At 68.2% G+C, this 24184-nt stretch carries 25 protein-coding genes; 11 read left to right on the top strand and 14 right to left on the bottom strand.

The genetic code is table 11. The features are described 5' to 3' along the window. Positions 1–3: 3 nt before the first annotated feature. Positions 4–633: a sigma-70 family RNA polymerase sigma factor gene (locus H7J93_RS20850; RefSeq protein ID WP_267308207.1), complete on the bottom strand. Its 630-nt coding sequence runs from the start codon at positions 631–633 to the stop codon at positions 4–6. Positions 634–713: 80 nt separating this feature from the next. Between H7J93_RS20850 and H7J93_RS20845 the strand changes: the two genes are divergently transcribed. Further along, positions 714–1316, top strand: coding sequence for a YdcF family protein (locus H7J93_RS20845; protein WP_267308206.1), 603 nt, complete (start codon positions 714–716; stop codon positions 1314–1316). Between the two features lie 4 nt (positions 1317–1320). Here H7J93_RS20845 and H7J93_RS20840 read toward each other — a convergent pair whose 3' ends face one another. Together H7J93_RS20840 and H7J93_RS20835 are read right to left on the bottom strand one after the other, a co-directional pair. After that, positions 1321–3477, bottom strand: a complete 2157-nt coding sequence (locus H7J93_RS20840; protein WP_267308205.1) for an elongation factor G-like protein EF-G2 — start codon at positions 3475–3477, stop codon at positions 1321–1323. Between the two features lie 157 nt (positions 3478–3634). Further along, entirely contained in the window at positions 3635–4054 is a 420-nt protein-coding gene (locus tag H7J93_RS20835) for a TIGR03668 family PPOX class F420-dependent oxidoreductase (protein ID WP_267308204.1), read from the bottom strand. A gap of 132 nt (positions 4055–4186) precedes the next feature. On the opposite strand from H7J93_RS20835, the gene H7J93_RS20830 reads away from it, so the two are divergent. Both H7J93_RS20830 and H7J93_RS20825 read left to right on the top strand, forming a co-directional pair. Next, positions 4187–4795, top strand: coding sequence for a TetR/AcrR family transcriptional regulator (locus H7J93_RS20830; protein ID WP_267308203.1), 609 nt, complete (start codon positions 4187–4189; stop codon positions 4793–4795). Between the two features lie 107 nt (positions 4796–4902). After that, entirely contained in the window at positions 4903–5160 is a 258-nt protein-coding gene (locus tag H7J93_RS20825; protein WP_267308202.1) for a hypothetical protein, read from the top strand. Between the two features lie 50 nt (positions 5161–5210). Here the strand turns inward: H7J93_RS20825 and H7J93_RS20820 are convergent, their stop codons facing one another. Next, entirely contained in the window at positions 5211–5801 is a 591-nt protein-coding gene (locus H7J93_RS20820; RefSeq protein ID WP_267308201.1) for a hypothetical protein, read from the bottom strand. Positions 5802–5982: 181 nt separating this feature from the next. Here H7J93_RS20820 and H7J93_RS20815 point away from each other — a divergent pair, with 181 nt between their 5' ends. From H7J93_RS20815 to H7J93_RS20800, 4 genes are read left to right on the top strand one after another with little or no spacing between them, the layout of a single operon-like run. After that, a complete protein-coding gene (locus H7J93_RS20815; protein ID WP_267308200.1) occupies positions 5983–7113 on the top strand; it encodes an ABC transporter substrate-binding protein in 1131 nt (376 codons plus the stop codon). 1 nt (position 7114) lies between these two features. Next, positions 7115–7978, top strand: coding sequence for an ABC transporter permease (locus H7J93_RS20810; RefSeq protein WP_267308199.1), 864 nt, complete (start codon positions 7115–7117; stop codon positions 7976–7978). Continuing rightward, positions 7975–8748, top strand: coding sequence for an ABC transporter permease (locus H7J93_RS20805; RefSeq protein ID WP_267308198.1), 774 nt, complete (start codon positions 7975–7977; stop codon positions 8746–8748). Before H7J93_RS20810 ends, H7J93_RS20805 begins: the two co-directional genes overlap by 4 nt. Further along, the gene (locus H7J93_RS20800) at positions 8745–9794 is read left to right on the top strand and encodes an ABC transporter ATP-binding protein (RefSeq protein WP_267308197.1); all 1050 of its coding nucleotides are present in this window, start codon (positions 8745–8747) and stop codon (positions 9792–9794) included. The genes H7J93_RS20805 and H7J93_RS20800 overlap by 4 nt, the downstream gene beginning before the upstream one ends. Before the next feature lie 7 nt (positions 9795–9801). Here the strand turns inward: H7J93_RS20800 and pyrE are convergent, their stop codons facing one another. The 7 genes from pyrE to H7J93_RS20765 form a co-directional block, all read right to left on the bottom strand. Next, on the bottom strand, positions 9802–10380 hold the full coding sequence (gene pyrE / locus H7J93_RS20795) for an orotate phosphoribosyltransferase (protein ID WP_267308196.1): 579 nt from the start codon (positions 10378–10380) through the stop codon (positions 9802–9804). A gap of 14 nt (positions 10381–10394) precedes the next feature. Continuing rightward, complete coding sequence (locus H7J93_RS20790; protein ID WP_267308195.1) at positions 10395–11195, bottom strand: HugZ family pyridoxamine 5'-phosphate oxidase; 801 nt, start codon at positions 11193–11195, stop codon at positions 10395–10397. A gap of 13 nt (positions 11196–11208) precedes the next feature. After that, positions 11209–11553 carry a YbaB/EbfC family nucleoid-associated protein gene (locus H7J93_RS20785; protein ID WP_267308194.1) on the bottom strand — a complete coding sequence of 115 codons (345 nt, stop codon included), beginning with the start codon at positions 11551–11553 and terminating at the stop codon, positions 11209–11211. Then, the gene (locus tag H7J93_RS20780) at positions 11553–13079 is read right to left on the bottom strand and encodes a PPE domain-containing protein (RefSeq protein ID WP_267308193.1); all 1527 of its coding nucleotides are present in this window, start codon (positions 13077–13079) and stop codon (positions 11553–11555) included. Before H7J93_RS20780 ends, H7J93_RS20785 begins: the two co-directional genes overlap by 1 nt. A gap of 2 nt (positions 13080–13081) precedes the next feature. Beyond that, positions 13082–14479 carry a type VII secretion protein EccE gene (gene eccE / locus H7J93_RS20775; RefSeq protein WP_276022195.1) on the bottom strand — a complete coding sequence of 466 codons (1398 nt, stop codon included), beginning with the start codon at positions 14477–14479 and terminating at the stop codon, positions 13082–13084. After that, positions 14476–15822 (bottom strand): type VII secretion-associated serine protease mycosin, encoded by a 1347-nt coding sequence (gene mycP / locus H7J93_RS20770; protein WP_267308192.1) that lies wholly within the window; start codon positions 15820–15822, stop codon positions 14476–14478. Before mycP ends, eccE begins: the two co-directional genes overlap by 4 nt. 149 nt (positions 15823–15971) lie before the next feature. Next, complete coding sequence (locus tag H7J93_RS20765) at positions 15972–16229, bottom strand: HPr family phosphocarrier protein (protein WP_267308191.1); 258 nt, start codon at positions 16227–16229, stop codon at positions 15972–15974. A 98-nt stretch (positions 16230–16327) separates the two neighbouring features. Here H7J93_RS20765 and H7J93_RS20760 point away from each other — a divergent pair, with 98 nt between their 5' ends. Next, a complete protein-coding gene (locus H7J93_RS20760) occupies positions 16328–17989 on the top strand; it encodes a putative PEP-binding protein (protein WP_267308190.1) in 1662 nt (553 codons plus the stop codon). Between the two features lie 117 nt (positions 17990–18106). Beyond that, positions 18107–19075: a pirin family protein gene (locus H7J93_RS20755; RefSeq protein WP_267308189.1), complete on the top strand. Its 969-nt coding sequence runs from the start codon at positions 18107–18109 to the stop codon at positions 19073–19075. On the opposite strand, the gene H7J93_RS20750 is transcribed toward H7J93_RS20755, so the two are convergent. The 3 genes from H7J93_RS20750 to H7J93_RS20740 are packed head-to-tail and all read right to left on the bottom strand — an operon-like array spanning position 19056 to position 22306. Continuing rightward, complete coding sequence (locus H7J93_RS20750; protein ID WP_267308188.1) at positions 19056–21221, bottom strand: FUSC family protein; 2166 nt, start codon at positions 21219–21221, stop codon at positions 19056–19058. The genes H7J93_RS20755 and H7J93_RS20750 overlap by 20 nt on opposite strands. 1 nt (position 21222) lies before the next feature. Further along, the gene (locus H7J93_RS20745; RefSeq protein WP_267308187.1) at positions 21223–21747 is read right to left on the bottom strand and encodes a hypothetical protein; all 525 of its coding nucleotides are present in this window, start codon (positions 21745–21747) and stop codon (positions 21223–21225) included. Further along, positions 21740–22306, bottom strand: coding sequence for a TetR/AcrR family transcriptional regulator (locus H7J93_RS20740; RefSeq protein WP_267308186.1), 567 nt, complete (start codon positions 22304–22306; stop codon positions 21740–21742). The genes H7J93_RS20745 and H7J93_RS20740 overlap by 8 nt, the downstream gene beginning before the upstream one ends. A 145-nt stretch (positions 22307–22451) precedes the next feature. Between H7J93_RS20740 and H7J93_RS20735 the strand changes: the two genes are divergently transcribed. Together H7J93_RS20735 and H7J93_RS20730 are read left to right on the top strand one after the other, a co-directional pair. Next, on the top strand, positions 22452–23090 hold the full coding sequence (locus H7J93_RS20735; protein ID WP_267308185.1) for a TetR/AcrR family transcriptional regulator: 639 nt from the start codon (positions 22452–22454) through the stop codon (positions 23088–23090). Between the two features lie 85 nt (positions 23091–23175). Then, on the top strand, positions 23176–24111 hold the full coding sequence (locus H7J93_RS20730) for a class I SAM-dependent methyltransferase (RefSeq protein ID WP_267308184.1): 936 nt from the start codon (positions 23176–23178) through the stop codon (positions 24109–24111). Positions 24112–24184 lie beyond the last annotated feature (73 nt).

The following is a 24184-nucleotide window of genomic DNA, read 5'->3' as shown; positions in this document are numbered from 1 at the left end:
GACCTAGGCAGCGTCGTCCAGCGTGTAGCCCCTTGCCCGTGCGACGTCGGCGAGCAGGCCGCGCAGTCGAATCCGGGCGCGGTGCACGCGTGTCATCACGGTGCCGGGCGGGGCGCCGGTGATCTCGGCGATCTCGTTGATGCGCAGCCCCTCGACATCGGCGTAATACGGTGCGGTACGCAGCTTTTCGGGCAGCTGGCGCATCGCCTCCTGGATGTTGTCGTCGCCGATCAGGTCAAGGACCTCGTCCTCGGCCGAGCGCAACCCGTGTGAGGTGTGCGCCGCCTCGGCCACCAGCTGTCCGTCGGTGAACTCGTCGGTCAACCACTGGGCTGGGCGCCGTTGTTGTTTGCGGTACGAGCTGATGTGGCTGTTCAGCAGTATGCGGTACAGCCAGCCGGCCAGATTGGTGCCGTCGCGGAACCCGTGGAAACCGGCGAACGCCTTCGCCGCGGTCTCCTGCAACAGGTCTTCGGCGTCGGCGTGATCGTGGGTCAGCTTCAGCGCGTGGCGGTAGAACTCGTGAATCAGTGGAATCGCGTCCCGCTCGAAGCGGGCGGTGAGCAACGCATCGTTTTCAGGCACGTAGGGGACTTTTCCGTGCCGGCGGTGCGATGTCTGCACCGCTGGCATCCATCGCAGGTACCGGAAACGGAAGTCTCGACTACCGGCTAGCCCCCATAGACCCACCTCAGCGCTGGCATCATGGGGGCGTGGCTGCGCGCCATCCGTTGGGTCGCCTGGCCCGAGGCATCGCGATCGTCCTGGCGCTGTTGCTGGCGGTTGTCATCGGCATGGCCGTGGATATCGTCGCGTTCAGTCGGCAGTCCGACACCGCGCCCGCCGACGCGGCCGTCGTCCTCGGCGCGGCTGTACACGACGGTGCGCCGACGCCAGTGTTCGCGGAGCGTTTGCGGCACGCCGCCGGGTTGTTCGAAGCCGGACAAGTCGATTGGGTCGTCGTGACGGGCGGTGTCGGACACGGCGATTCGGTCGCCGAAGCCGACGCCGGTCGCGACTGGCTGATCAGAGCAGGCATCCCGGCGGACCGGATCCTCGTCGAGAAACGGTCGCGCACCACCAGACAGAACCTGCTGTTCACCGATCCGGTGCTTGCCGAACACGCCCTGCGCCGAGTGCTCATCGTCAGCGATCCGCTGCATATGCGCCGCGCCATGCGGATGGCCGGGGATCTCGGGCTGGACGCGCATCCGTCTCCGACGCGAACCAGCCGTTTCGAAACCCTGGCCACGCAGGTGCCGATGCTCCTGCGCGAGGTGTACTTCAGCCTGCAGTACCACCTGACGCGTCAGTAGTGCACTACGCGGGGGCGCGCACCTTCGCCGCGGCCTGCTCGGGCATCGGCTCATAGCGGGCGAAGGACCGGGTGAAGGAGCCGGCGCCGTGGGCCAGCGAGCGCAGGTCGATCGCGTAACGGGTCAACTCCACCTCGGGAATCTCGGCGTGCACGACCGTGCGGTCCTCGCCGACCTTGTCGGTGCCGAGTACCCGGCCACGCCTGCCCGCCAGGTCGCTCATCACCGCGCCGACGAAATCGTCGGGCACGACGACCGAGACGTCGTCGACGGGCTCCAGCAGCGTGATCTTGGTCGCCGCTGCCGCCTCGCGCAGCGCCAATCCACCAGCCATCTGGAAGGCGAAGTCGGACGAGTCGACGCTGTGCGCCTTGCCGTCGAACAGCGTCACCCGGATGTCGACCACCGGATAACCCGCGGCGACCCCCTTCTCCATCTGCGCGCGGACGCCCTTCTCGACGCTGGGGATGAAGTTGCGTGGGACCGCGCCGCCGACGACCTTGTCGACGAACTCGAATCCGCTGCCTTCCGGCAACGGTTCGACCTCGATGTCGCACACCGCGAACTGGCCGTGTCCACCCGACTGCTTGACGTGCCGGCCGTGGCCTTTGGCCTTGCCGCCGAACGTCTCTCGCAGCGGCACCCGCAGTTCGACGGCGTCAACGGAAACGCCGTAGCGCCGCGACAGCCCATCGAGCACCACCCCGGCGTGCGCCTCGCCCATCGTCCACAGCACGATCTGATGCGTCTCGGGATTCTGCTCGATGCGCAGCGTCGGATCCTCCGCGGCGAGTCGCTGCAGGCCGACCGCGAGCTTGTCCTCGTCGGTCTTGGCGTGCGGCTGCACCGCCATCGGCAACAGCGGTTCGGGCATCGTCCACGGCTTCAGCACCAGCGGGTCGGCCTTGCTGGACAGGGTGTCACCGGTCTCTGCGCGGGACAGCCGGCCGATGGCGCAGATGTCACCCGCCACCACCGAGGGGGCCGGCCGCTGTTGCTTGCCGAGCGGAAAGGACAGGGTGCCGATGCGCTCGTCCTCGTCATGATCGGCGTGCGCCGCGCTGTCGCCGCCGTTGGTGCCGAAGAACGACGAGAAGTGGCCGGACACATGGACCGTCGCGTCGGGGGTGATGGTTCCGGAGAACACCCGCACCAGGCTGACCCGGCCGACGTACGGGTCCGACGTGGTCTTGACGACTTCGGCGAGCAGCGGTCCGGACGGATCACACGGCAGGCTTTCGCGGGACTTGCCCTGCTGGGTGAACACCTCGGGGAGTTGGTGCTCGGGTGGGGACGGGAAGCCACTGGTGATGATCTCCAGCAGCTCGAGGGTGCCGACTCCCGTCGTGCTGCACACGGGGATCACCGGGAAGAACGACCCGCGTGCGACGGCCTTCTCGAGGTCATCGATCAGCACCGACTGGTCGATCTCCTCACCCCCGAGATACCGCTCCATCAGCGTCTCGTCCTCGGACTCCTCGATGATTCCCTCGATCAGGCTGCCCCGCATCTCCTCGATCGCATCGGCGTAGGACGCGTCGGGATCATGGGATCCGGTGCGCTTGCCGTTGGCGTACTCGTAGTGGGTCTGCGAGAGGAGCCCGATGAGCCCGGTGCACGGTGAGTCGGCGGGCAGGTACAGCGGCAGCACCTTGTCGCCGAACGCCTGCTGGGCCGCGGCCAACGCGTTTTCGTAGTTCGCTCGGGCGTGGTCGAGCTTGGTGATGAGCACCGCGCGTGGCATGCCGACCTGGCTGCACTCCAGCCACAGCGATTTGGTCGGCTCGTCGACCTCCTCGTTGGCCGCGACGACGAACAGTGCGCAGTCGGCGGCGCGCAGCCCTGCCCGCAGTTCGCCGACGAAGTCGGCATAGCCGGGCGTATCGATCAGGTTGACCTTGACCTCGTCGTGTTCCAGCGACGCGAGCGCGAGGCCGACCGAGCGCTGTTGCGCGATCTCCGCCTCATCGCAGTCGCAGACGGTGGTCCCGTCGACGACCGATCCCGGTCTGTTGAGCACTCCGGCGGCGACGAGCAGCGCCTCGACGAGTGTGGTTTTGCCGCCACCCGATGGGCCCACCAGCACCACATTGCGGATGGCGGCCGGACTGTCCGCGGTGGGGGCGGCTCCGGCCTGGGAAGTTGTCGTCTTGTCAGCCATGACGGTTCCCTCTCCCGGGAAGCGACTGTGCTTCCCATCGGATCTGTTGATCCACAATTCTCCGAACCGACACCGAGCACAAGGGATTCGCACAATCCGCGGGATCTGCGGCCAGATCTACTCGCGTGAAGGGCCATGAACGGCTAGGCGGCCGACGTCACGCCTGCCAGGACGCCCACCGGCTCACCGTGACCGTCACTACCGGCCCGTCGAGCGCAATTCGTTGGTACTGAACGTATTTGCGGCGCAGGAGGGCGTAGCCGGCGGCCATCTCGTCGCCGCTGTAGTGAATCTCCGCCAGGCCGTCGGCGCGCACCCACCAGAGCTGCGTCCAGTCCTCGTCGTAGTGGTCGACGAGCATGCTCACTCGTGGGTTGGCCTCGATGTTGGCCAGCCGTTGCAGGCGCTGGGTGGTCTTACGTTTGGCGTCGACAGCGGTGTATATGACGGGCTGTTCGCGGGAGGTGTTCACCGCGAACACAACCGGCACGACGTGCGGTGCACCATCGGGCCCGACCGTGGCGAGCATCGCGATGGGCGATTGCGCGAACGCGGCCTCAGCGTCGGAGTCGGCCATGGATCCGAGACTAATCCGACGCCTCGACGCACTGCGGAGCGCGGACGAGAACGCTGCCTGACACCCGTGGACATGCGCTGAGAAAGCACGTTCGAGCGTGCGGGGGCCCGCGGGTGGTCGATAGTGATAGGCGTGAGCCCGAGCACCGCCCAGGGCGCGCAGCCGCGCAGCCCCGGGCGCCCGCGCAGCGAGCAATCGCGTGTCGCGGTGCTGCGCGCCACCTCGGAACTGTTGCAGGAGGTGGGCCTGCGCGCGATGACGACCGAGCAGATCGCCAGCCGCAGCGGTGCCAGCAAGGCGACGATCTACAAGTGGTGGCCCAACAAGTACGCGGTGGCCATCGAAGCGTTCCTCACCGAGATGATGGCCGAGTCGCCCGACCCCGATACCGGTTCCACGGCCGAGGACTTCCGCCGGGTGATCCGCGGTGTCGCGCACTTCTACACCGGCGCCAGCGGCCGAGTCTTCGCACAGCTGGTCGGGGAGGCGCAGAGTGATCAGCAGCTGAAGGCAGAGCTGTACGAGCGTCTGGCGGAACCGCGTCGAAAGCTGATGAAGACGGTGTGGGCACGCGGGGTGGCGCGCGGCGAACTGCGGCCCGACCTCGACGCGGACGCCGCGCTCGACCAGCTGATCGGCCCGATGCTCTACCGCCTGCTGCTTGGCCACGCTCCGCTCGACGACGCCTCCGCCGACGCCCTGGTCGACGGGGCGATGCGCGGCTTCGCCGTGCCCGAGTAGACCGGTTGTGATGCAGCGCACCCTCCAGTCGTGGACTGATAGGGGCGAGCCCGTGCGTTCCACTTACTGAAACTGAACGTTCAGTTTCGAAATATGAGGAGGATGCAATGAAGAAGCGTTTCATTGCGACGGTGGCTTTGGCGGCGGCTGCGGGCGCAATCGGGCTCGCCCCGATCGCCGCTGCCGCACCGACGGGCCCGCAGACGGTCAACACCGGCGGCGCCACGCTCGTCGAATCGCCGGGCAACGCGCAGGTGACTGCCACCCCGAGCGACGTCGCCGTGCAGGCAGGCCAGCTCCAGTACCCGTTCTTCGGATACGGGGTACCGGCGCTGGTGTTCCATCACGGCGGCCACGGACGCTGACCATCGAAAGCATGAGGCGGGAGGCGAAAGTCTCCCGCCTCTCGCATATGTCAGCGCGCCCGCGGCGCGACGCTGATGGGTGAGCGCGTGACCGGAGTTCGCGTGACCCCGATCTCGGGTTCTTTGGTGGCGCGTGGCGGCCGCTGGGGGCGCACGGTCTGCGCCGGGGGCGCCTCGATGGGTGCTGCCGACTCCTCCGGCGGTGGTGGGGGCGGTGGCGGCGCCGACGACGGTGACGCCGACGGCTGGCGACTGGTGGGGGGTTCGGTGGACGCCGAAGTCGTCGGAGCGGTCGGGTCGACCGACGTCGTGTTGTCCTCTCCGCTTCCGGGCGCCCGGACGATCAGCACAACCGCCGAGACCACCAGCGCCGCCGCGGCGGTTCCTGCGGCGACCCACGCGATCAGCGCCTGCCTGCGCCGATACCACGGCGGCCGGGCGGGTTCGAAGTACCAGGTGCTCGAGTCGAACGCGTCGAAAGCCCCGTCACGGACAGGCGGTGTGGCGTCCAACTCGTCGGGCGGTTCGGGTACCGGCGGCGCACCGTCGTCCACTACGTCTGTCTCAGCTGTTTGCGCCGGGGCTTCGGCCAGGTCGCCGAGCAGGTAGTCGAAGTCCCCCGAGGCTTCGCGTTCGGCCACCTCCCGATGTTAGCGCTGTTACCTGCGTGTATGTGCGGTGATCAAAGTCGTGGGAACACACACCGGCGGCGGCGCGGCCACGGTAGGGTCGAGCGCCGCGTATGCAAACGTTTCCCGCCGCGACGCAGAGCAGTCACCATCGCGCCACTGCGCCGTCGATTGCCCATCGGAAGGTTCGGCAATGAAGTCCTCACGTCTGGTGGCGGCCGCGGCCGCATCGATTCTGCTGTTCGCCGGCCTCATCGGTTGCGCGCCCCCGGAGAAAGACAAGCCCGAAGAGCAGACGCAGTCCGGTGTCAACGCCCGTGAGGCGACGTCGGCGGAGGACTTCGGCGGCCTGGCGGGTCTCGAGGAGGCGGCCAAGAAGGAGGGCGAACTGAATGTCATTGCCCTGCCGCCGGATTGGGCCAACTACGGCGCAATCATCAAGGCGTTCGAGGACAAGTACGGCATCAAGGTGAATTCGGCGCAGCCGGACGCCGCGAGCCAGGATGAGATCAACGCGGCGAACCAGCAGCGCGGCCGCAGCTCCGCGCCCGACGTCTTCGACCTCGGTCAGTCGGTCGCGCTCGCCAACACCGCGATGTTCGCGCCCTACAAGGTGGCCGTGTGGGACGACATCCCGGCGGCGTACAAGGACTCCGACGGGGCCTGGGTCAACGACTACGGCGGCTACATGTCGATCGGCTTCGACTCCGCCAAGGTGCCGCCCGTCACGTCGGTCAACGACCTGCTCAAGCCCGAGTACCAGGGCAAGGTTGCGCTCAACGGCGATCCGACCCAGGCCGGCGCGGCGTTCTCCGGGGTGTTGATGGTCGCGCTGTCGCAGGGCGGATCCGCCGACGACATCGCGCCGGGGGTGGAGTTCTTCCGCAAGCTCAACGACGCGGGCAACTTCCTGCCGGTCGACCCGACCCCGGCGACCATCGAGTCCGGCCAGACCCCGGTGGTCATCGACTGGAACTACCTCAATGCCGTCGAGACCAAGAAGCTGCCGTCGTGGCAGGTGTTGGTTCCGCCGGACCATGCGGTCGCGGGTTACTACTACCAGGCGATCAACAAGGACGCGCCCCATCCGGCCGCCGCCCGGCTGTGGCAGGAGTTCCTGTTCAGCGACGAAGGCCAGAACCTCTACGCCGCAGGCGGTGTGCGCCCGGTGCGCGCTGACAACATGATGGCCGACGGCAAGCTCGACGAGTCCGTCGCGTCCGCCATTCCGGTCATCGACGGTCCGGTCACGGTGCCCAGTCCCGAACAGACCGACAAGGCGACCGCGTACCTCGCGGAACACTGGGCCGAAGCGATCGGCTGACGTGCCGGGCGGAAACCTTCGACCGAAGCGACTCACAGAAGCTCTGCCGCTGCTGCCGTTCCTTGCTGTCGTCACGGTGTTTCTGGTGATTCCGACGGTGACGGTGATCGTCAACGCGTTCTTCGTCGACGGTGCGTTCTCGATGGAACGCATCGGTGCGCTGTTCTCGGATACCGCGCTGTCGGCGCTGGGATCCAGCGTTGTGCTCTCGGCGACCACCGCCGTCATCGGCGCGGTATTCGGCGCGGTCCTGGGTTGGCTCATCGTGAGCAGCGCACCGACCTCGATGGTGCGTCGGGCGGTGATCTCGCTGTGCAGCGTGCTGGCCCAGTTCGGCGGGGTGGCACTGGCATTCGCGTTCCTGGCGACCGTCGGCCTCAACGGCGTGCTGACGGTGTGGGTGCAGCAGGCGTTCGGCTGGAACCTGGCCGGCTCGGGGTGGCTCTACAGCCTGACCGGACTGATCGTCGTCTACACGTACTTCCAGATCCCCCTGATGGTGATCGTGTTCGTACCGGCGTTGGAAGGTCTGCGCGCACAGTGGCGGGAGGCGGCGATCAGCCTGGGCGCGTCCCGGTGGCAGTACTTCCGCGAGGTCGCGGTGCCGCTGTTGACACCCGCATTTCTCGGGTCGGCACTGTTGTTGTTCGCCAATGCATTTGCCGCGTATGCGACGGCCGCAGCGTTGGTGAGCCAGGGCAGCCCGATCGTCCCCCTGCTGATCCGCTCCGCGTTGACCAGTGAGGTCGTCCTCGGTCAGTCGGGGTTCGCGTACGCACTCGCACTCGAGATGATCGTCATCGTCGCGGTGGTGATGATCGCGTACAACCTGCTGGTTCGTCGCACCGCGAGGTGGTTGCGATGAAACGTGCGGTGCGCGGGGCGCTTTGGGTGATCTTCGGGTTGTTCTTCCTCTTTCCGCTGTACGCGATGGCCGACTTCTCCACCCGCGACCTCATCGCGGGCGGACGCACCTGGCAGGCGTGGGCCAACCTGGTCACCGACGACGCCCTCTATGAGGCAATCGTGATCTCACTGCTGCTCGCGGTGTTCACGGTCGTCGCGATGCTGGTGATCTTGGTGCCGACGATGATCTGGGTGCGACTGCGCGCGCCATGGGCGAAGGGCGCGGTGGAGTTCTTGTGTCTGCTGCCCCTGACGATCCCGGCGTTGGTCATCGTCGTCGGCCTGCGCAATGTGTATCTCTGGGTGACGTACTTCCTCGGCGAGTCCGCATTGACGCTGACGTTCGTCTACGTGGTGCTGGTGCTGCCCTTCGCTTATCGCGCACTCGATGCGGCGCTGTCGTCGATCGACCTGCAGACCCTCACCGAAGCGGCGCGCTCACTGGGCGCCGGCTGGACCACGACGATTCTGCGCATCGTCGTACCCAACATCTGGTCGGGGATTCTGTCCGCCGCGTTCATCTCGATCGCGGTGGTGCTCGGCGAGTACACGATCGCCTCACTGTCCGGATACGAGACGCTGCAGGTGCAGATCGTGGCGATCGGCAAGACGGACGGCCCCACATCGGTGGCGGCTTCGCTGGCGGTGTTGTTGTTCGGTTTCGCCCTGCTCCTCGTGCTGTCGCTCGTGACGCGCGGACGCAGACGCATCCAAGGAGTGACCACATGAACGCGGCCGTCCAAGGCACATCCGTCGACCTGACCGACCTCACACGCGTGTACGGGGACGTCAAGGCCCTCGACGGGCTGACCCTGCACATCGACGCGGGCGAACTCGTTGCGCTGCTTGGCCCGTCGGGTTGCGGGAAGACCACCGCGCTGCGCATCCTCGCCGGTCTGGACGAAGCGACGTCGGGCACCGTGGCGGTCGGCGGGCGTGACGTCAGCCGGGTCCCCGCCAACAAACGCGATATGGGCATGGTGTTCCAGGCCTACAGCCTGTTCCCGCACCTGACCGTGCTCGACAATGTCGCGTTCGGTCTCAAGATGCGCGGTAAAGCCAAGCGCGAGAGAACTTCTCGCGCCGCCGAGATGCTCGAGCTGGTCGGACTGTCGGCGCACAAGGACAAGTACGCCAACGAGCTCTCTGGCGGCCAGCAGCAGCGGGTCGCGCTGGCGCGTGCATTGGCCATCCAGCCGCGGGTGCTGCTGCTGGACGAGCCGCTCTCGGCGCTGGACGCCAAGGTGCGCGCCCAGCTGCGCGACGAGATCCGCCGTGTGCAACTCGAAGTCGGCATCACCACACTGTTCGTCACCCACGATCAGGAGGAGGCGCTGGCGGTCGCCGACCGGGTCGGTGTGATGAACCAGGGCAGGCTCGAACAACTGGCGGCGCCCGCGGACCTGTACGCCCACCCGGCAACCCCGTTCGTCGCGGAGTTCGTCGGACTGAACAACAAAGTGCCCGTAGAGGTTTCGGGAGGTCGCGCGCAGCTGCTCGGAAGTGCGGTGCCGACGCTGCCCGGGTCCATCACGTCGGGCCGGGGCCTCGCGATGGTGCGCCCCGAGGCCGTCACCGTCACCGCCGATCCGGCCGGGACGGCCGCGGTCAGCTCGATCGCGTTCCTCGGCCCGATTTCACGGGTCTACGTCACCATGCCGGACGGTTCGGTGATCAACGCGCAGCTGTCCGGTTCGGCGGCCAGAGCATTGGCCCCCGGCGATCCGGTCACCGTCGGTATGGAGCCAGGCGAGGTGCTGGTGGTCGCCGCCTGAAATCGGGTCAGACGTCCTTGACCGGTTCGATACCGAGATCGCGGTAGGTGACCAGCGCGGCGAACGGCACATTGCGCTTCGCGAACCGCTTGGCCGCGGCATCGCCGCGGTCGACCATCGGGATCACGCCGACCACCTCGGCGCCAGCGGCCACCACGCGCTCGAAGGCGATCTCGGTGGAGCCGCCGGTGCTGATCACGTCGTCGACCAGCATCACCCGGGTGCCGGACTGCAGCCGTGTGCCCTCGATCCACTGCTCGCGTCCGCGCTGCTTCTGTTCCTTGCGCACGGAGAACCAGGCCTTCCCGGTGACCATCGCGACCCCGATGGCGATCGAATCCGCGCCCATGGTGAGTCCGCCGACGGCGTCGAACTCGATCCCTTTCGCGGCGGCGAGGTCGGCGATCGCGCGGCTGACGATCGCGAGGCGTTCGCCGTTGTCGATGGCGTACTTGCCGTCGATGTAGTCGTGGCTGAGCTGACCGCTGGCCAGCTTGAACGGTTCGACGCGATGCTCGTAGCCGCGGTCACGGATCAGCTCGAAGGCCTTCTGCCAGGTTTCCGGGCGTTCGCTCGCATCTGCCATACCGCGATGGTATTTCAGCCCTGCCGCGCCCGACGCGCCAGCTCGACCGTGGCCGAACGTAATTGGTCGATCGCGTCGATCGGTGCGGCGTAACCGATCCGCGTGTAGGCGATCCCGCGGTCGGTCACCAACCGCAGATCCAGGCCGTAGCGGTCGGCGCCGGTGCACGTCGCCGTTGTGGTGTCGGGGTAGCCCCCGAGCACCGTGGCCATCGCGGTGAGCGAGTCCGCGTGGTCGGCGTTCAGATGGGCGATCGCCCTCGCCGCATGCGGCGCCACCGGATCAGGCGATGCGGCGGAGTACGCCTCGCCGGTGGTGGACTCCATGCGCCCGTAGCCGCCGACCCAGCGCACCCGCTGGACCCGCAGCACCCACAAGGTGAAGTCGCTGTAGTCGATGTAGTACTTGGCCGCCGCCACCGCGCTCAGGTGCGCTTCGCGCGCCGCGGTCAGTTCGTCGCCGACGGGCGCCTCCACGACGCCGGCGAGGGTCACGCGACCACTGGCCAGCGGATCGGACTCCGAGCTCGGGGCGACGATCGCGATGCTGGCCCTCGGATCGTGGGCGAGGTTGCGGCCGTGCTCGGCCAGATTCGACACGCACAACACCGGTGCGCCGCCGAGCAGTCCGTACGTCACGTAGGACGCCCACGGATCACCGTCCTCAGTCAGTGTGGCGAGGGTGCCGGTGTTGGTGGAGTGCGCGATCGTGCGGGCCTCCTCCGCCGCCGACGGGCGGGTGGCGTTGACTATCGGGGCCAGTGGGGGAGGGACCGAGGGGGCATCGCCCGGGTCCCCGTGATCGCGGGACGGCACGCTCGAACGATACTCACGTCGGTTCGTCCGTCTGCAGGTCTGCGGTGATATCGGCGACCGCGGCGTCGATGCGGTCCTTGTCGAGTTCGCTCGACTCGGTCGCGGCGGCGGTCGCGTTGTGCAAGGCCTCGTTGAGGCGCTGCTCGACCGCTGCTGCGCCCAGCCGCAGCAGACCGTCTTCGATGAACGCCCCCGTCAGGTGCTGATGCCCGTCGAGGGTCACCTCGACCGTCTCGCTCTCGTCGGTGGCCGGGAACGTGTCGCTGGCCATCTTGTGCAACTGCTCGTCCATCAGCGACTGCAGCCGCGCGGCCTGCTGCAGGACAGCGGCCACGTCCGGATGCACGTCGTCGGTCACTAGGCGTCCTTGCCGCCCTGGCCGTCGTGGACGTCCCTGCGGCGTCGATTGCCGACGACGGCCTCGGTCCACGGCCGGTCCTCGGTGTATAGATCCTCATCGGGGGCCAGGCGCGGATCGCGTCGCTTCTCCTTGCCCTGAGCTCCGCCCTGGGCGCCATGCATGGGTGCCATACCGCCGCCCATCATCGCACCGCCCGCCGCGCCGCCCGCTGTCGCGGGTGCAGGTCCAGCTCCGACCGGAACGGGTGGGCCGGGCGCGACCGTCTCGGCGGTGACCGCCGGAGACAGCGGTGCCGACCCCATTCCGGCACCGCCGGCGCCGCCTCCGGCCCCGCGACCTGCGCCGCCGCCGCCGGCTGCCGGGCGCACGCTCGGATCGGTGGGTGTCTTTGGAAGCCCCGCCGGCGATCCACCGGGCGACCCGCCCGGGCTGTCTCCGGGCGTACCGCCGCCCGACGGCGATCCACCGCCGGCGGGGGATCCGCCGCTCTGTCCGGCACCCGGCTGAGGCTGTGACTGCGCGGCGGGGGTCGAGGCCGGGGCCGGAACCCCCAGCGATTCGGCCATCTTCTGGGCCATCGCCGCGGGATCACCGCTGGGCCCGCCACCGCCACCGCCTACGGTCGTCGGGCCGCCGTTGCCTTTGAACGGTGGCTCTGCGGGCTGCACCGGTGCGAACGTCGCGCTGCTCGCGTAGTCCTGGCGCACCTCGTCGGACTGACTCTGCAGCTCCTGCATCCGCTCGCGGATCTTCTCGATCTCATTCTGAACCCGCACGCCGCCATGGGGCCCGGTCACGCTCGCGAGCTCCATCATCCGCTGTTCCAGCGCGACGTACTCCTGATGGATCGGGTCGTGCGTAGTCTTTGCCTTATCGTGTGCCGCAACGATTTTCGCGGCCGCCTTGGCAAGGTCGTACCATGCCTCGGAGAGCTGGGTCAGCCAGCTGCCGAACTCCGTCATCCGCGCGTAGGCGGCGTCGGCGGCGTCACCTTCCCAGTTGCCCGGCGGCGGCTTGGGCTTGTTGTTCTCGATGCGTTTCGACGCCACGCCCCACTGCAGCATCGCGGTCTTCAACGAGGCCCCGCTGTCGGGCGCGGTGAGGTCGGCCTGCGTCTGGGTGACGTTGCTGTATCCGCTGCCATCGAGTAGGCGCAGCGTGCCGACAGGACCGGGAAGCTGCGGCGGCGGCGTGGCGGGATCGGGGATGGTGATGGCGTCGACCGCCGCGGCGCGGTCGGGATCCTCGATCGCCCTGCCGTAGTCGTCATCGACCTTTTGGTAAGCGGCGGAGGCGATTTCGAGCATTTCCGCGATCCGGTGGTTCTCGACTTCGGCCCACTGCTCGAATTGCTTCAGCGACTGCGCATTGTCGTTGAGGTTGGCCACCGCGTCTTTCGTGGCAGGCAGGGCATCCGGCGGTGTCACCGTGACTTCGGAGGGCGCGTGCCAGTTCTGGCCCTTCATCTCGGAGGCCTGGCTGGTGAGCGCACCGGGTTCGACCCGTTGTACGTCGCCCGCCACCGCTACACCTCCAGCGCCATCTGATAGCGGCTTTCCTCGCGCGGGTTGATCAACCGGATCGGAAGCTGTCGGTGCCGTGGTGTGTCGATATAGGTGTTGCGCAACACAACTCGTCCCAGTCCGGGATGTGTTCCGAGGTAGGTGGTCGCATTCGGCCATGCGATCTTGGCCTCGGGACCGAGCTGAGCGTTGATGGCGCCGGCGAACTCGGTGAACTGCGGCAACAGGGTGACGACAGCGCCCGCGGCGGCAGATCGTGAGACGAACTGGGTGAACAACCGCGCGTCGCCGAGGTTGATGCTCGCATCGACGTCATCGAACGGCATGTAGACCGGGTAGCGATCTGCGGTCTCGCCGATCAGGACGCCCGCTGATCCGATCGGCAGTTCGTAGTGCCGGTCGCTGACGGGGCTGATGCCCCGCAACGCCGCCCGCTGACCGCCGAACAGGCAGGAAAATCCGCGGGGCGTCGACGGATTCGCCAGCGTGGTCAACAACACCGTCGTGGTCGGGGCCTCACCCGGCCGAATGCGGACACGGGTGATGGTGTGGTCGGCGCGCGCCGACCACCACACGTCGGGCCCGCCCGGCGCGCTGTAGGCGGCGGTGAAAGTGCTGCGTCCCTTGATCGTCGACCATGTCTCACGTTCGAAGCTGATCTCGGTCGCCCTGTCGAAGTCGTCGAAACTGCGGACCGGCCTGGCGTCAACACCGTTGCCGGCCAACTGATCCGCGATCCGGGTAGTCGATGCGACCAGATATCGGGCCAGCCCCGCGACGCCCGAGTCACGCCGCTGTGCGGACTTTCGGGTGTGCTCGGGATCGGCTCTGACGACGATCCAGGTGCGACGATTCGCCGGCGCCGGATACGGCCCGACCACCTGCTCGTAGAGGGCAACCAGGCTCGCGGGCGCGGTCTTGCCCACTCGGTACCCGGCTGCCACCACGTCGGCTTCGAGGTCAGGGCAGTGTGCCGCGACCAACTGCTCGACGAGTTTGGTGTCGACCACGTCATCGGTGAAGGCCGCACCGTTGACGATGACGGTGGGCGTGAACGGTCGCGGTACGAGCTCCATGGCCGCGACCAGGTAACCGTCCTCCCAGCGGACGGCGACATGATCGCCCGGCATAACGGTGGCGCCGACGGCCGGCTCAGATGGCCGGTCGGGTGCGCTGCGGTGGCGTCGCCGCCAGCCGAACACCGCCGCCACCCAGCCGGTCAGGCGTCGACCGCGGACGGTCAGCACCGCGGTCAGGCTGATGACCACCGCCAGGGCGATGCCCAGCCAGAGCAGCTCGAGCCTGATGAACAGCAGTAGGACCGCCGGGGTCAGCGCCGCCGCCCAGATGGCGTGGCCGGTGGTGAAACGCAACCCGAGCAGGGACGTGATCCGGCTCATCGGCGCCTCAGGGCGCGCCTGGCCAGCGCGCCGAGTCCGAGCGCCAGCGCCAGGGCCGCGCCGGTGACGACGACGGCGGTGATCGGTCCGCGGTCCGGCGGCGGAATGTAGACCGGCGGCGGAACTTCCTTGACCTGGACGGGAACTCGCGCCGGCCCCTCGGGCACGTCCCAGGTCAGCGCGGCCACAGGGTCGATGACACCGGCGCCGACGTAGTTGTCGGCGCCACCGCCGGGATGCCGCGCGGTCGCGGTGATCCTGTTGATGATCTGAGCCGGCGTCAGCTGGGGGAAGCGTTGTTTGAGCAACGCGGCCAGCCCGGACACGTAGGCGGCCGCGAACGAGGTGCCGCTGATCGGGATGGGACCGTCCTGACCCTGCAGTGCGTTGACCGGTCTTCCGTCGTAGCCGAGCGCCACCATGTTCTCCGCGGGCGCCGCTGCGCCGACCCACGGTCCGGACATCGAGAAGGTGCTCGGCTGGCCGTTCGGCGCGATACCGCCGACGGTCAGCACCAGCGGGGAGTACCAGGCCGGGCTGACGATCGTCTGCACCTGCTGCCAGCCCCTCGGGTCGGCGGGTATCGCCGGATCGGGCGGCGGATTCTGGGCACAGTCCTGACCGGTGTTGCCCGCCGCGACGATGACGACAGCGCCCTTGACGTTGACCGCGTAATTGATCGCGGCGCCGAGGCCCGATTCGTTGATCGGCCGGGTCACCTTGTAGCAGGCCGCCTCGCTGATGTTGATGACCTGCGCGCCGAGGTTGGCCGCGTGCACGACCGCGCGGGCCAGGCTGCGCAGTGAACCCGCGGTCTGCGTCGAGTTCGGATCGTTGGGATCGGTGCGGGCGCCGACCGGTTGGAAAGCCTCCGACGTCTGCCGCAGCGACAGGATGCGGGCGTCGGGTGCCACCCCGATGAAGCCGTCGGTCGGCGCGGCCCGGCCGGCGATGATCGACGCGGTCAGGGTGCCGTGGGAGTCGCAGTCGGACATGCCATTTCCGGCTTGGTCGACGAAGTCGCCACCGGGTTCGGCAGGCACTCGCGGTGAGCCGTTGACCCCGGTGTCGATCACCGCGACGGTGATCCCCGCGCCCGTCGCGAACTTCTGCGCCTCAGCGAGTTGCAGGTAGTCGCTCGCCCAGGGCTTGTCGGCGAAATTGGCGTTGGGAAACGCCGTCGGCGCAGAGCAGACGCGGCGCTGTTCGGTCGGTTGATCGGGACCGGTCTCATCCGGCGGCATCACCGCCGGGTCGATCGCGGGTGGCTCGATGGCCGTTGCTGGCGGCGCGCTGAACAAGGCCAGCAGCAACACGGCCAGCAACACACCAAGGCGGTGCACTCGCTATGCACCTCCCCCGATAGTCACCGGGCCTGCGACGGGCAGATACGCCCACAGCAAACCCCCGGCTGTCCCCCACATCCAGCCAATCCTAAGGGGGTGGCGAGGGGGGTCAGGTCCGCAATTTGTGGGGGCCGGTTTGCGGGGGCCTAGGCGTCCAGGTCTTGTGCGACCAACCCGGCCACGGTGGCCAGCACGTCGGCGTCGTCGCAGGTGACGGTCACTTCCGCGCCGTTGCCCGCCCCAAGGGTCATGATCATCAGCGCCGAGCCTGCATCGACGGGTTCACCGCCGTCCAGCGAGAGAGCGACGGGCACCCCGGCCTTGACCACCTCCTCGGCGATGATGGCCGCGGGGCGGGCGTGCAGACCGATGGCGGAGCCGACGATGACGGTCTTGGTGGGCATGGTGCTCCTGGGTCGTGGGATCGCCGATGAGAAACGTGATGGCGGAATCCTCTCGACAATGCCCGCCGAATTGGCCGTTTGGGCGAAAGATTCAACGAATGAGCACTGTTCTGCGCGGTGTGCCGGTGGTACCCGGCGTCGCGTACGCGCCGGTGATCCGGCCCGGTCGGCTGCCCTCGCTCGAGGGGGAGTGGACCGGTGAGGTGCCCGAATCCGACCGCTCTGCTCAGGCCGCCCGGTTTTCGGCCGCCGCGGCCGCGGTCGCGTCACGGTTGCGGGACCGCGCGGCACTCGCCTCGGGCGCCGCTGCGGAGGTGCTGTCGGCCACCGCGACCCTGGCACAGGACCGTGCCTGGCTCGGCGCCGCGGAGAAGCGGATCAACGCGGGCGCTCCCGCCGTCCGCGCGGTGGTCGGCGCGATCGAGCAGTTCGTCGACATGTTCACCCAGATGGGCGGGCTGATGGCCGAGCGCGTGACGGACCTGAACGACATCCGCGACCGGGTGCTCGCCGAACTCCTCGGCCTGCCCGAACCCGGCGTCCCGGTGCCCGATGTGCCGTCGATCCTGTGCGCCGACGACCTCGCCCCCGCCGACACCGCAGGCCTCGACCCGACGCGCGTCGTCGCACTGGCCACGGCCCTGGGCGGGCCCACCAGCCACACCGCGATCATCGCGCGCCAGCTAGGCATCCCGTGCGTCGTCGCCGTCCAAGGGCTCGACGCCGTCGGTGCCGCAACGATGGTGCTCGTCGACGGCACGGCCGGCACCGTCGTCGTCACACCCGACCCCGTGATCGCGGGAGAGGCGGTGGCTGCCGCGAAGCGCGACGCCCAGCGCGCCGCACGCTGGAGCGGCCCCGGTGCCACAGCCGACGGGCATAAGGTCGCGATCCTCGCCAACGTGGCTGACGGGGCCGCCGCGCGGGCCGCACGCCTGACGGCGGCCGAGGGCGTCGGCCTGTTCCGCACCGAGCTGTGCTTCCTCGACCGCGACACCGAACCCGGCATCGAGGAACAGGCCGATGTCTACGCCGAGGTGCTCGACGCCTTCGCCGGGTGCAAGGTGGTCATCAGGACGCTCGACGCAGGGTCCGACAAGCCGCTGAAGTTCGCGGGGCATCCCGAGGAGGCCAACCCCGCGCTCGGTGTGCGGGGCATTCGGATCGCCGCGGGCAATCCGGGGTTGTTGAGCAGGCAGCTCGAGGCCATCGCTGCTGCGGGCCGGCGGACCGGCAACGCGCCGTGGGTGATGGCGCCGATGATCGCGACGGCTGAAGAAGCTGAACACTTTGCGGCACAAGCACGTTCGTACGGACTGACGCCAGGAGTGATGATCGAGGTTCCGGCGGCGGCGCTGCTCGCCGAGCGGATCCTGCACCATATCGACTTCCTGTCGATCGGCACCAACGATCTGGCCCAGTACACGATGGCCGCCGATCGCATGTCGGCCGACCTCGCGGTGCTCACCGACCCGTGGCAGCCGGCGGTGCTGTCTCTGGTGGCGATGACGGCGCAGGCGGGCGTCGCGGCGGGTAAGCCGGTCGGCGTCTGCGGGGAGGCCGCCGCGGACCCGCTACTGGCATGTGTACTCGCCGGGCTCGGCGTGACGTCGTTGTCGGCTGCGGCCGCTGCCGTCCAGGGCGTCGGCGCGAGACTCGCGGAGGCGTCGCTGACGCAGTGCCGTGAGGCGGCCGAAGCCGTGCTCGCCGCCAGCACTGCGGCAGACGCGCGGGCCGCGGCCCTGGCGGTCCTGGGCTAGTTCTCGCGAGCAGACGCAAAGCGACCAGACACGCCGCCGCGACACGCACTCTTGCGTCTGCTCGCGAGGAGAAGTTGGCCCGGGAATAAATCGGACTGCAGTCCGGTTATCGATGGCATGCCTGCTATCAGCGCCGACACCCTGACACTGCCGCGGATCGCCGCGGCCGAACCCGCCGACACCGAGCGACCGGTCCGCTCCATCACCACCGGCCCGCGCGGTTACGAAGGTGAAGGCTTCCCCGTCGTGCGTGCATTCGCCGGAGTCAGCACCGCCGATCTCGACCCGTTCGTCCACATGGACCAGATGGGCGAGGTCGAATACGAGCCGGGCGAGCCGAGGGGCACCGACTGGCATCCGCACCGCGGCTTCGAGACCGTCACCTACATGCTCGACGGGCGCTTCGCCCACCAGGACTCCCACGGAGGCGGCGGCCTGATCACCGACGGCGCCACGCAGTGGATGACCGCGGGGTCGGGGATCCTGCACATCGAGACGCCGCCGGCCGAACTGGTCGAGAGTGGCGGGCTGTTCCACGGCATCCAGCTCTGGGTGAACCTGCCGCGTAAGCACAAGTTCGCGACACCGCGATACCAGGCCATCGAGGGTGAGCAGGTCAAGCTGCTGTCCTCCGACGACGGTGGGGCGCTGGTGCGGCTGATCGCGGGCGACATCGCGGGACAGCGGGGTCCGGGCGCCACGCACACGCCGATCACGTTGGCGCACGCGACGATTGAGCCCGGTGCCCGGCTGAATCTGCCGTGGAACCGCGACTTCAACGCGCTCGTGTACGTGTTGTCCGGCCGCGGGTCGGTCGGCCCCGTCGGCCACCCGATTCACCAGGGCCAACTCGCGGTGCTCGGACCTGGCGACCGGATCAACGTCAGCGCCGACTCCTCGCAGGAGTCCCACCGGGACGCACTTGAAGTCCTGCTGCTGGGCGGCAAACCCATCCGCGAGCCCGTAGTTCATTACGGCCCGTTCGTGATGAACACAAAGACCGAACTGGTTCAGGCCCTGGAGGATTACAACGCCGGAAAGTTCGGCGCGATCCCGCCCGGTGCGCTCATGCCCCACCGCGTTTGAGCACAAGATCGCTCTCGTGCCGGGAATCGCTTCTCGGATAGAGCAATTCCAATTCGCCGATGTGCGCCGCGGCGGTCACCAAGGGCAGGGCCGCGGCGACGGCCAACTCGTCGTCGGTGGCCTCGGCGCGCAACGCGATGACGAAGTCGTCGCTGATCGGTTGCACCGAAAGGCCCAGTGACCGACGGGTGAGGACACGACACACTGCCTCGGTGTGCGCTTCCAGCACCGCGCGGGTCCGTTCGTACACGCCGTGCGGCGGTGGGACGATGTCGGCGATCAGTTCGGCGGCGGCGCGCAGTCTGGCCGCTCGGTTGGCGCGACGAACCAGGGGAGCTCGGACGTCGGCGTTACCGCTGCTCTCCGAAAGGTACTGGCGCACACCGTCATCCACGGTTCGCGACGCCTCCAGGGCTTCGTGGCTGAGCGCGATGACCCGGTTGGTGGCCTCCTCGGATGCTCCGCGGGTGACGCGCAAGACGGCGGCCGTGAGGAAGTCGGCACCGACGGTGAACGCATCGTCGATGACTTTCGACACCCGGGTCCGCACACCGCGTGGCCACAGCAGCAGCGAAACGACGATGCCGACCATGGCGCCGACGATGACGTCCTGAATACGGATAAGCCCCACACTCCAACCGGTCGGGGCGATGAGATTGAAGATGATGAGCACCATCATCGTGAAGGCCGCCTGGCCGGCGATGAACGACGCGACCTCTGGCACGAAGGCCGAACCGAACGCCACCAGCGGCAGCAGCGACCACATCACGATCGGGTCGACGCCGACCAACTCGATGACCACGACACCGATCAGTAGGCCGATCGCGGTGCCTGCGACTGCACGCAGCACCCGGGTTCCCGTCGTCAACGCGCTGCTTCGCAGAACGGACATCGCGCCGAGCACCACCCAGAACCCGTTCTGCAGCGGGAAGACGTGCGTGACGGCGACGGCCAGCGCGAGGCCGAGACCGGTGCGCAGACTGTTGCGCAGCACCACCGCCCTGGTGGCCAGCAGACCCTTGGTGATCGTGGCGACCGCGGTCGTCTCCGGCATCACCCAATCCGCCACCCCTGTCGGCGGCAGCCGTCGACCGAGAACGCGGGCCCATACCGGACGGGCGTCGGCCTCGGCCGCATTGCGGATGATGCGGCCCGTCACGCCGACGGTGGCCGAGAATGTACGGCGCCCCAACAGCTTTCGTCCGACGGCCACCGCCGCCGCGTCGTCGGGCTCGGCGAGTATCTCGATGATGTCGTCGCGATACCGGCCCTGCGCAATAGATCTCAGCTCGGCCAGTGCCGAGTTGAGGTCCGCTCCCCGGGCTGCCCGCGCAGCCGGTTCGGAGATGTTGAGCACCGCGGCGCAATCCCGCAACACCCGGATGAGCGGTGCCTTCAGGGTGCCGAGCATGCGCCCGGTGTCGTCGGTGATCCGGTCGGCGAGGAAGCCGAGGTCGTCCACCACCCGCACCAGCGCCCGGCTGCCTGCGGTGAGTGCGACGGGGCGAAAGTCGGCGCCGAGGAAGCTCTCCCACAGCGCATTCATCGCGCGCGTCGCATCCTTGGCCGTCCCGGTGCCCTCGAGCGCATCGGCCAGCCGCGTGCACACCTGGGTGGCGTGCCTGCGCAGTTCGTCGTGATGGCGGGGCGGGAAGAGGAACAAGGCCGCGGGCACGCACACCGCCAACGCGATGAACCAGCCGAGAAGACGTTCGGAGATGGGCCCGACGGGCGTACAGGCGGGCAGCACGAATGTCAGCAGGGTGGCGCGTTGCCCGGAGGCGATGATCTCGCTGAGCACACCCGAAAACGTCACCACCACACCGAGAACGAACATCACCGCGACGCTGATCGCGGGATGGGGTGCCACCAGCGTTCCGAGGGTGATCAGCACCGCGCCGTTGATGCCCAGACCGCAGTAGGCCAGCGCGCGCGCCGGGCGGTTACCCGGGAAGTCCACCATGATCAGCAGCGCCACCGAGCCGAAGATCGCCATAAGCGGTGTCTGCGAACCACTTCCGACGGCGAAGCCGACTGCGGCCGAAATGGGAACCACAATCGCCGCGCGGGCGGCGCGACGCAGCGCATCGAACTCAGGGTCGCGCTTGCGGAGCAGATCAACCGCGCGCCGCCGCCAGCTCGTCATGTCAGTGCGCAATTATCTTGATGACGACGACGATCAGCCCCACGCCCACGAGCCCGGCTACCGCCAGCGCCCGCTGCCACCACGGCAACCGGGTCTTCCGCACCGCCAGCAGCGCGATGAGTCCGAGTTCACCGATCAGCGTCCACATCGCGATCCACATCGCGGTGTCGGTGTCGAGGATGCCGAACACCGCGACCAACAGGACGATCAGCGGGGGTACGGCCGCCGCCACGATCTGGCCGGACGTCTGCACGATCCGCAGGGCGTCGCGCCCCTGCGGAGCACGTCCGAACACCGCGAGGTGGGCCACCCAGTGCGAGAGCAGGCTCGCGGCCCACAGGCCACCGGTGGCTACCGCGATGTCGAGGATCCGTGCCAGCGCGCTGGTGTCCTCGTCGCTGTAGCGGGCCAGGATGGCCAAGGTCGCCAAACAGGAGATTGCCCCGTAGAGACGCTCGCGCAGCAGCGCGACAACATGGTGGACCCCGTCCGGTGAATCGTCGATTGCAGTCGCTGCGTCAGTCACTGTCGGGCACCGAGGCAAACCCGTCCGTGTCGAGCGCGACCCGCAGCCGTTCGGCGATCCACTGCAGCGCTGCGGCGTCGTGGGGCAGCGCGGCCTGCTCGTAACCGACGAGGAGGTATACCGCCCAAAGTGCGAAGACCTCGGCTTTCCGCTTGCTCTGCAGGATCTCGTACGCCGACTCGTAGGCTACGTCGAACCGCTGCCGGTCCACGGCGGCCTGGACGGCGTGCACCTCCGGATCGACAGAGCTCCACACCCGGATCGCCGCCTCGGCTCCGTGGGGGAGCCCCAGGCCGAGCTGGATGATCATGTCGATGCGGCGGCGCGGGTCCGTTTCGCTGCGCACCGCGTCGGCCGTCTGGACGGTCCGCTCCTGCACCCAGTATTCGACCAGGTCCTTGGTGTAGGCCGGCCAGTTGGTGAAGTAGTGATAGAAGGAACCGGTGGTGACACCGAGGCGGTTACAGACCTCGGCGAGCTTGAGCCCCCCATAGCCGAGATCGGACAACACTTCGAGCCCGGTCTCGAAGTAGGCCTCCCGAGATGCGACGCTGGCCATGGCTCCGAACCTAGCGCCCGCCGTATCGAATTCTCTACGTCGCATCGCGCCGGCATATCGCGAAAAATTTGCTGGAAGGACGCTCCGAGCTACCCGGAAGGTGATACCCCGTAGGTCCACAAGTGGGCTGTGGCACAATTTGACCGTGCCGCAACATATCGCGAGTAGGGGTCCGGGTCGCCCACCCGCAGCGAAGGCCGCGGAGACTCGGGAGCGCATCATACGAGCCGCACGCGAGGTCTTCAGCGAACTCGGATACGACGCGGCGACATTTCAGGCGATCGCCATTCGCGCCGGTCTGACGCGCCCCGCGATCAACCACTACTTCGCGAGTAAGCGAGTGTTGTGGGGTCAGGTGGTCGAGCAAATCGACGCACAGGTAGTTAGCGCGGGCAAAGCCCGGGCCGAGGAGGCGACGAGCCTCCTGGACCGGCTCGGAGCGTTCTTCAGCGCCGCGATGCAGACCAATTCCGAAGACCGTTCGGCGGCAGCGTTTCTCGTCACCTCGGTGCTGGAGTCTCAGCGCCACCCCGAGCTGATCGGCGACGAGCACGATTCGCTGCGGACGTCGCGCGAGTTCATCACCTGGGCGGTCAACGACGCGATCGCCAACGGCGAACTCACCACCGACACCAACGTCACCGAGCTCGTGGAACTGCTCGTCGCGATGGTCTGGGGGATGGGTTTCTACGCCGGTTTCGTCGGCAGTCACGAAGACCTCGCCGGGGTGGTCCACAACTTCCAGCGACTGCTGGCCAACAAGCTCTGGAGCCTGCGCCCCTAGCCGAACCCGGTCGTCGCATAGCTCGCCTAAGCGAAATCGCTAGCATGGCGAACGGTATGACCGATCGGAACGAGGGGGCTCGACTATGAGCTCATTACGCACGCACGACGACAGCTGGGACATCGCGACCAGCGTCGGCTCCACGGCCGTCATGGTGGCCGCGGCCCGCGCGGGCGAGACTGCCAAGCCCGACCCGTTGATCCGCGATCCGTACGCCGAAGTGCTGGTCGCCGGCGTCGGCCCGGGCATCTGGGATTTCGTGCGCAGCGAGGAGTTCGCGGCCAAGGTCGCCGAGGCCGACGCCGAGGTCGCCGCGGTCTTCACACACATGGGCAATTACCAGGCCGTGCGAACCCATTTCTTCGACGCGTTCTTCGCCGACGCCGTGGCCGCGGGCATCCGGCAGGTCGTGATCCTCGCGTCAGGTCTCGACTCACGCGCCTACCGCCTCCCGTGGCCTCCGGAGACGGTCGTCTACGAGATCGACCAGCCCAAGGTGCTCGAGTACAAGGCGGCGAGAATGGCCGAGCACGGCGCGCTGCCGTCGGCCCAGCGCCACGCCGTGGCCATCGACCTCCGTCAGGACTGGCCCACCGCCCTGCGCGCCGCAGGATTCGACACCGGCAAGCCGACCGCGTGGCTGGCCGAGGGGCTGCTGATGTATCTGCCCGCCGAAGCGCAGGACCGGTTGTTCGAACAGGTCACCGCGCTGAGCGCGCCAGGCAGCCGGGTCGCGGCCGAGACGGTCGGCACGCGGTCCGACGAGCGACGTGCGGAGTTCCGGAAGAAGTTCGAACGCATCGCCGCGCAGTTCGGCATCGAGGAGGCGCCCGACGTCGCCGAGCTGATGTACAACGACCCCGACCGGGCCGATGTCGCTCAGTGGCTCAACGAGCACGGCTGGCGGTCGTCGGCCGTCAGCTCCGCTGACGAGATGCGCAGGCTCGACCGGTGGGTGCTGCCGCCGGGAGAGTCCGACCAGGACGCGTTCTCGTCGTTCGTCACGGCTGAGAAGGTCTGAGAAGGCGGACTGACCGCCCGAACGGGCGAGTAGAGGGGCAGGAAGTTGCCCCTTCAGGACGGGCCAACCGGTT

The organism is Mycobacterium barrassiae (assembly GCF_025822765.1).
Lineage (GTDB): Bacteria > Actinomycetota > Actinomycetes > Mycobacteriales > Mycobacteriaceae > Mycobacterium > Mycobacterium barrassiae.
Note: the sequence above shows the minus strand (reverse complement) of the source record. Positions and strands in the feature narration are given on the sequence as shown.

Bases quoted from the DNA above. Each gene is read 5' to 3' on its own strand.
- H7J93_RS20840 (WP_267308205.1), bottom strand. From the start codon at position 3,477: ATGGCTGACAAGACGACAACTTCCCAGGCCGGAGCCGCCCCCACCGCG.
- H7J93_RS20740 (WP_267308186.1), bottom strand. From the start codon at position 22,306: ATGGCCAGCGTCGCATCTCGGGAGGCCTACTTCGAGACCGGGCTCGAA.
- pyrE (WP_267308196.1), bottom strand. From the start codon at position 10,380: ATGGCAGATGCGAGCGAACGCCCGGAAACCTGGCAGAAGGCCTTCGAG.
- H7J93_RS20760 (WP_267308190.1), top strand. From the start codon at position 16,328: ATGAGCACTGTTCTGCGCGGTGTGCCGGTGGTACCCGGCGTCGCGTAC.
- H7J93_RS20750 (WP_267308188.1), bottom strand. From the start codon at position 21,221: ATGACGAGCTGGCGGCGGCGCGCGGTTGATCTGCTCCGCAAGCGCGAC.
- H7J93_RS20825 (WP_267308202.1), top strand. From the start codon at position 4,903: ATGAAGAAGCGTTTCATTGCGACGGTGGCTTTGGCGGCGGCTGCGGGC.
- H7J93_RS20815 (WP_267308200.1), top strand. From the start codon at position 5,983: ATGAAGTCCTCACGTCTGGTGGCGGCCGCGGCCGCATCGATTCTGCTG.
- H7J93_RS20730 (WP_267308184.1), top strand. From the start codon at position 23,176: ATGAGCTCATTACGCACGCACGACGACAGCTGGGACATCGCGACCAGC.
- eccE (WP_276022195.1), bottom strand. From the start codon at position 14,479: ATGAGCCGGATCACGTCCCTGCTCGGGTTGCGTTTCACCACCGGCCAC.
- H7J93_RS20805 (WP_267308198.1), top strand. From the start codon at position 7,975: ATGAAACGTGCGGTGCGCGGGGCGCTTTGGGTGATCTTCGGGTTGTTC.
- H7J93_RS20765 (WP_267308191.1), bottom strand. From the start codon at position 16,229: ATGCCCACCAAGACCGTCATCGTCGGCTCCGCCATCGGTCTGCACGCC.
- H7J93_RS20850 (WP_267308207.1), bottom strand. From the start codon at position 633: ATGCCAGCGGTGCAGACATCGCACCGCCGGCACGGAAAAGTCCCCTAC.
- H7J93_RS20800 (WP_267308197.1), top strand. From the start codon at position 8,745: ATGAACGCGGCCGTCCAAGGCACATCCGTCGACCTGACCGACCTCACA.
- H7J93_RS20835 (WP_267308204.1), bottom strand. From the start codon at position 4,054: ATGGCCGACTCCGACGCTGAGGCCGCGTTCGCGCAATCGCCCATCGCG.
- H7J93_RS20755 (WP_267308189.1), top strand. From the start codon at position 18,107: ATGCCTGCTATCAGCGCCGACACCCTGACACTGCCGCGGATCGCCGCG.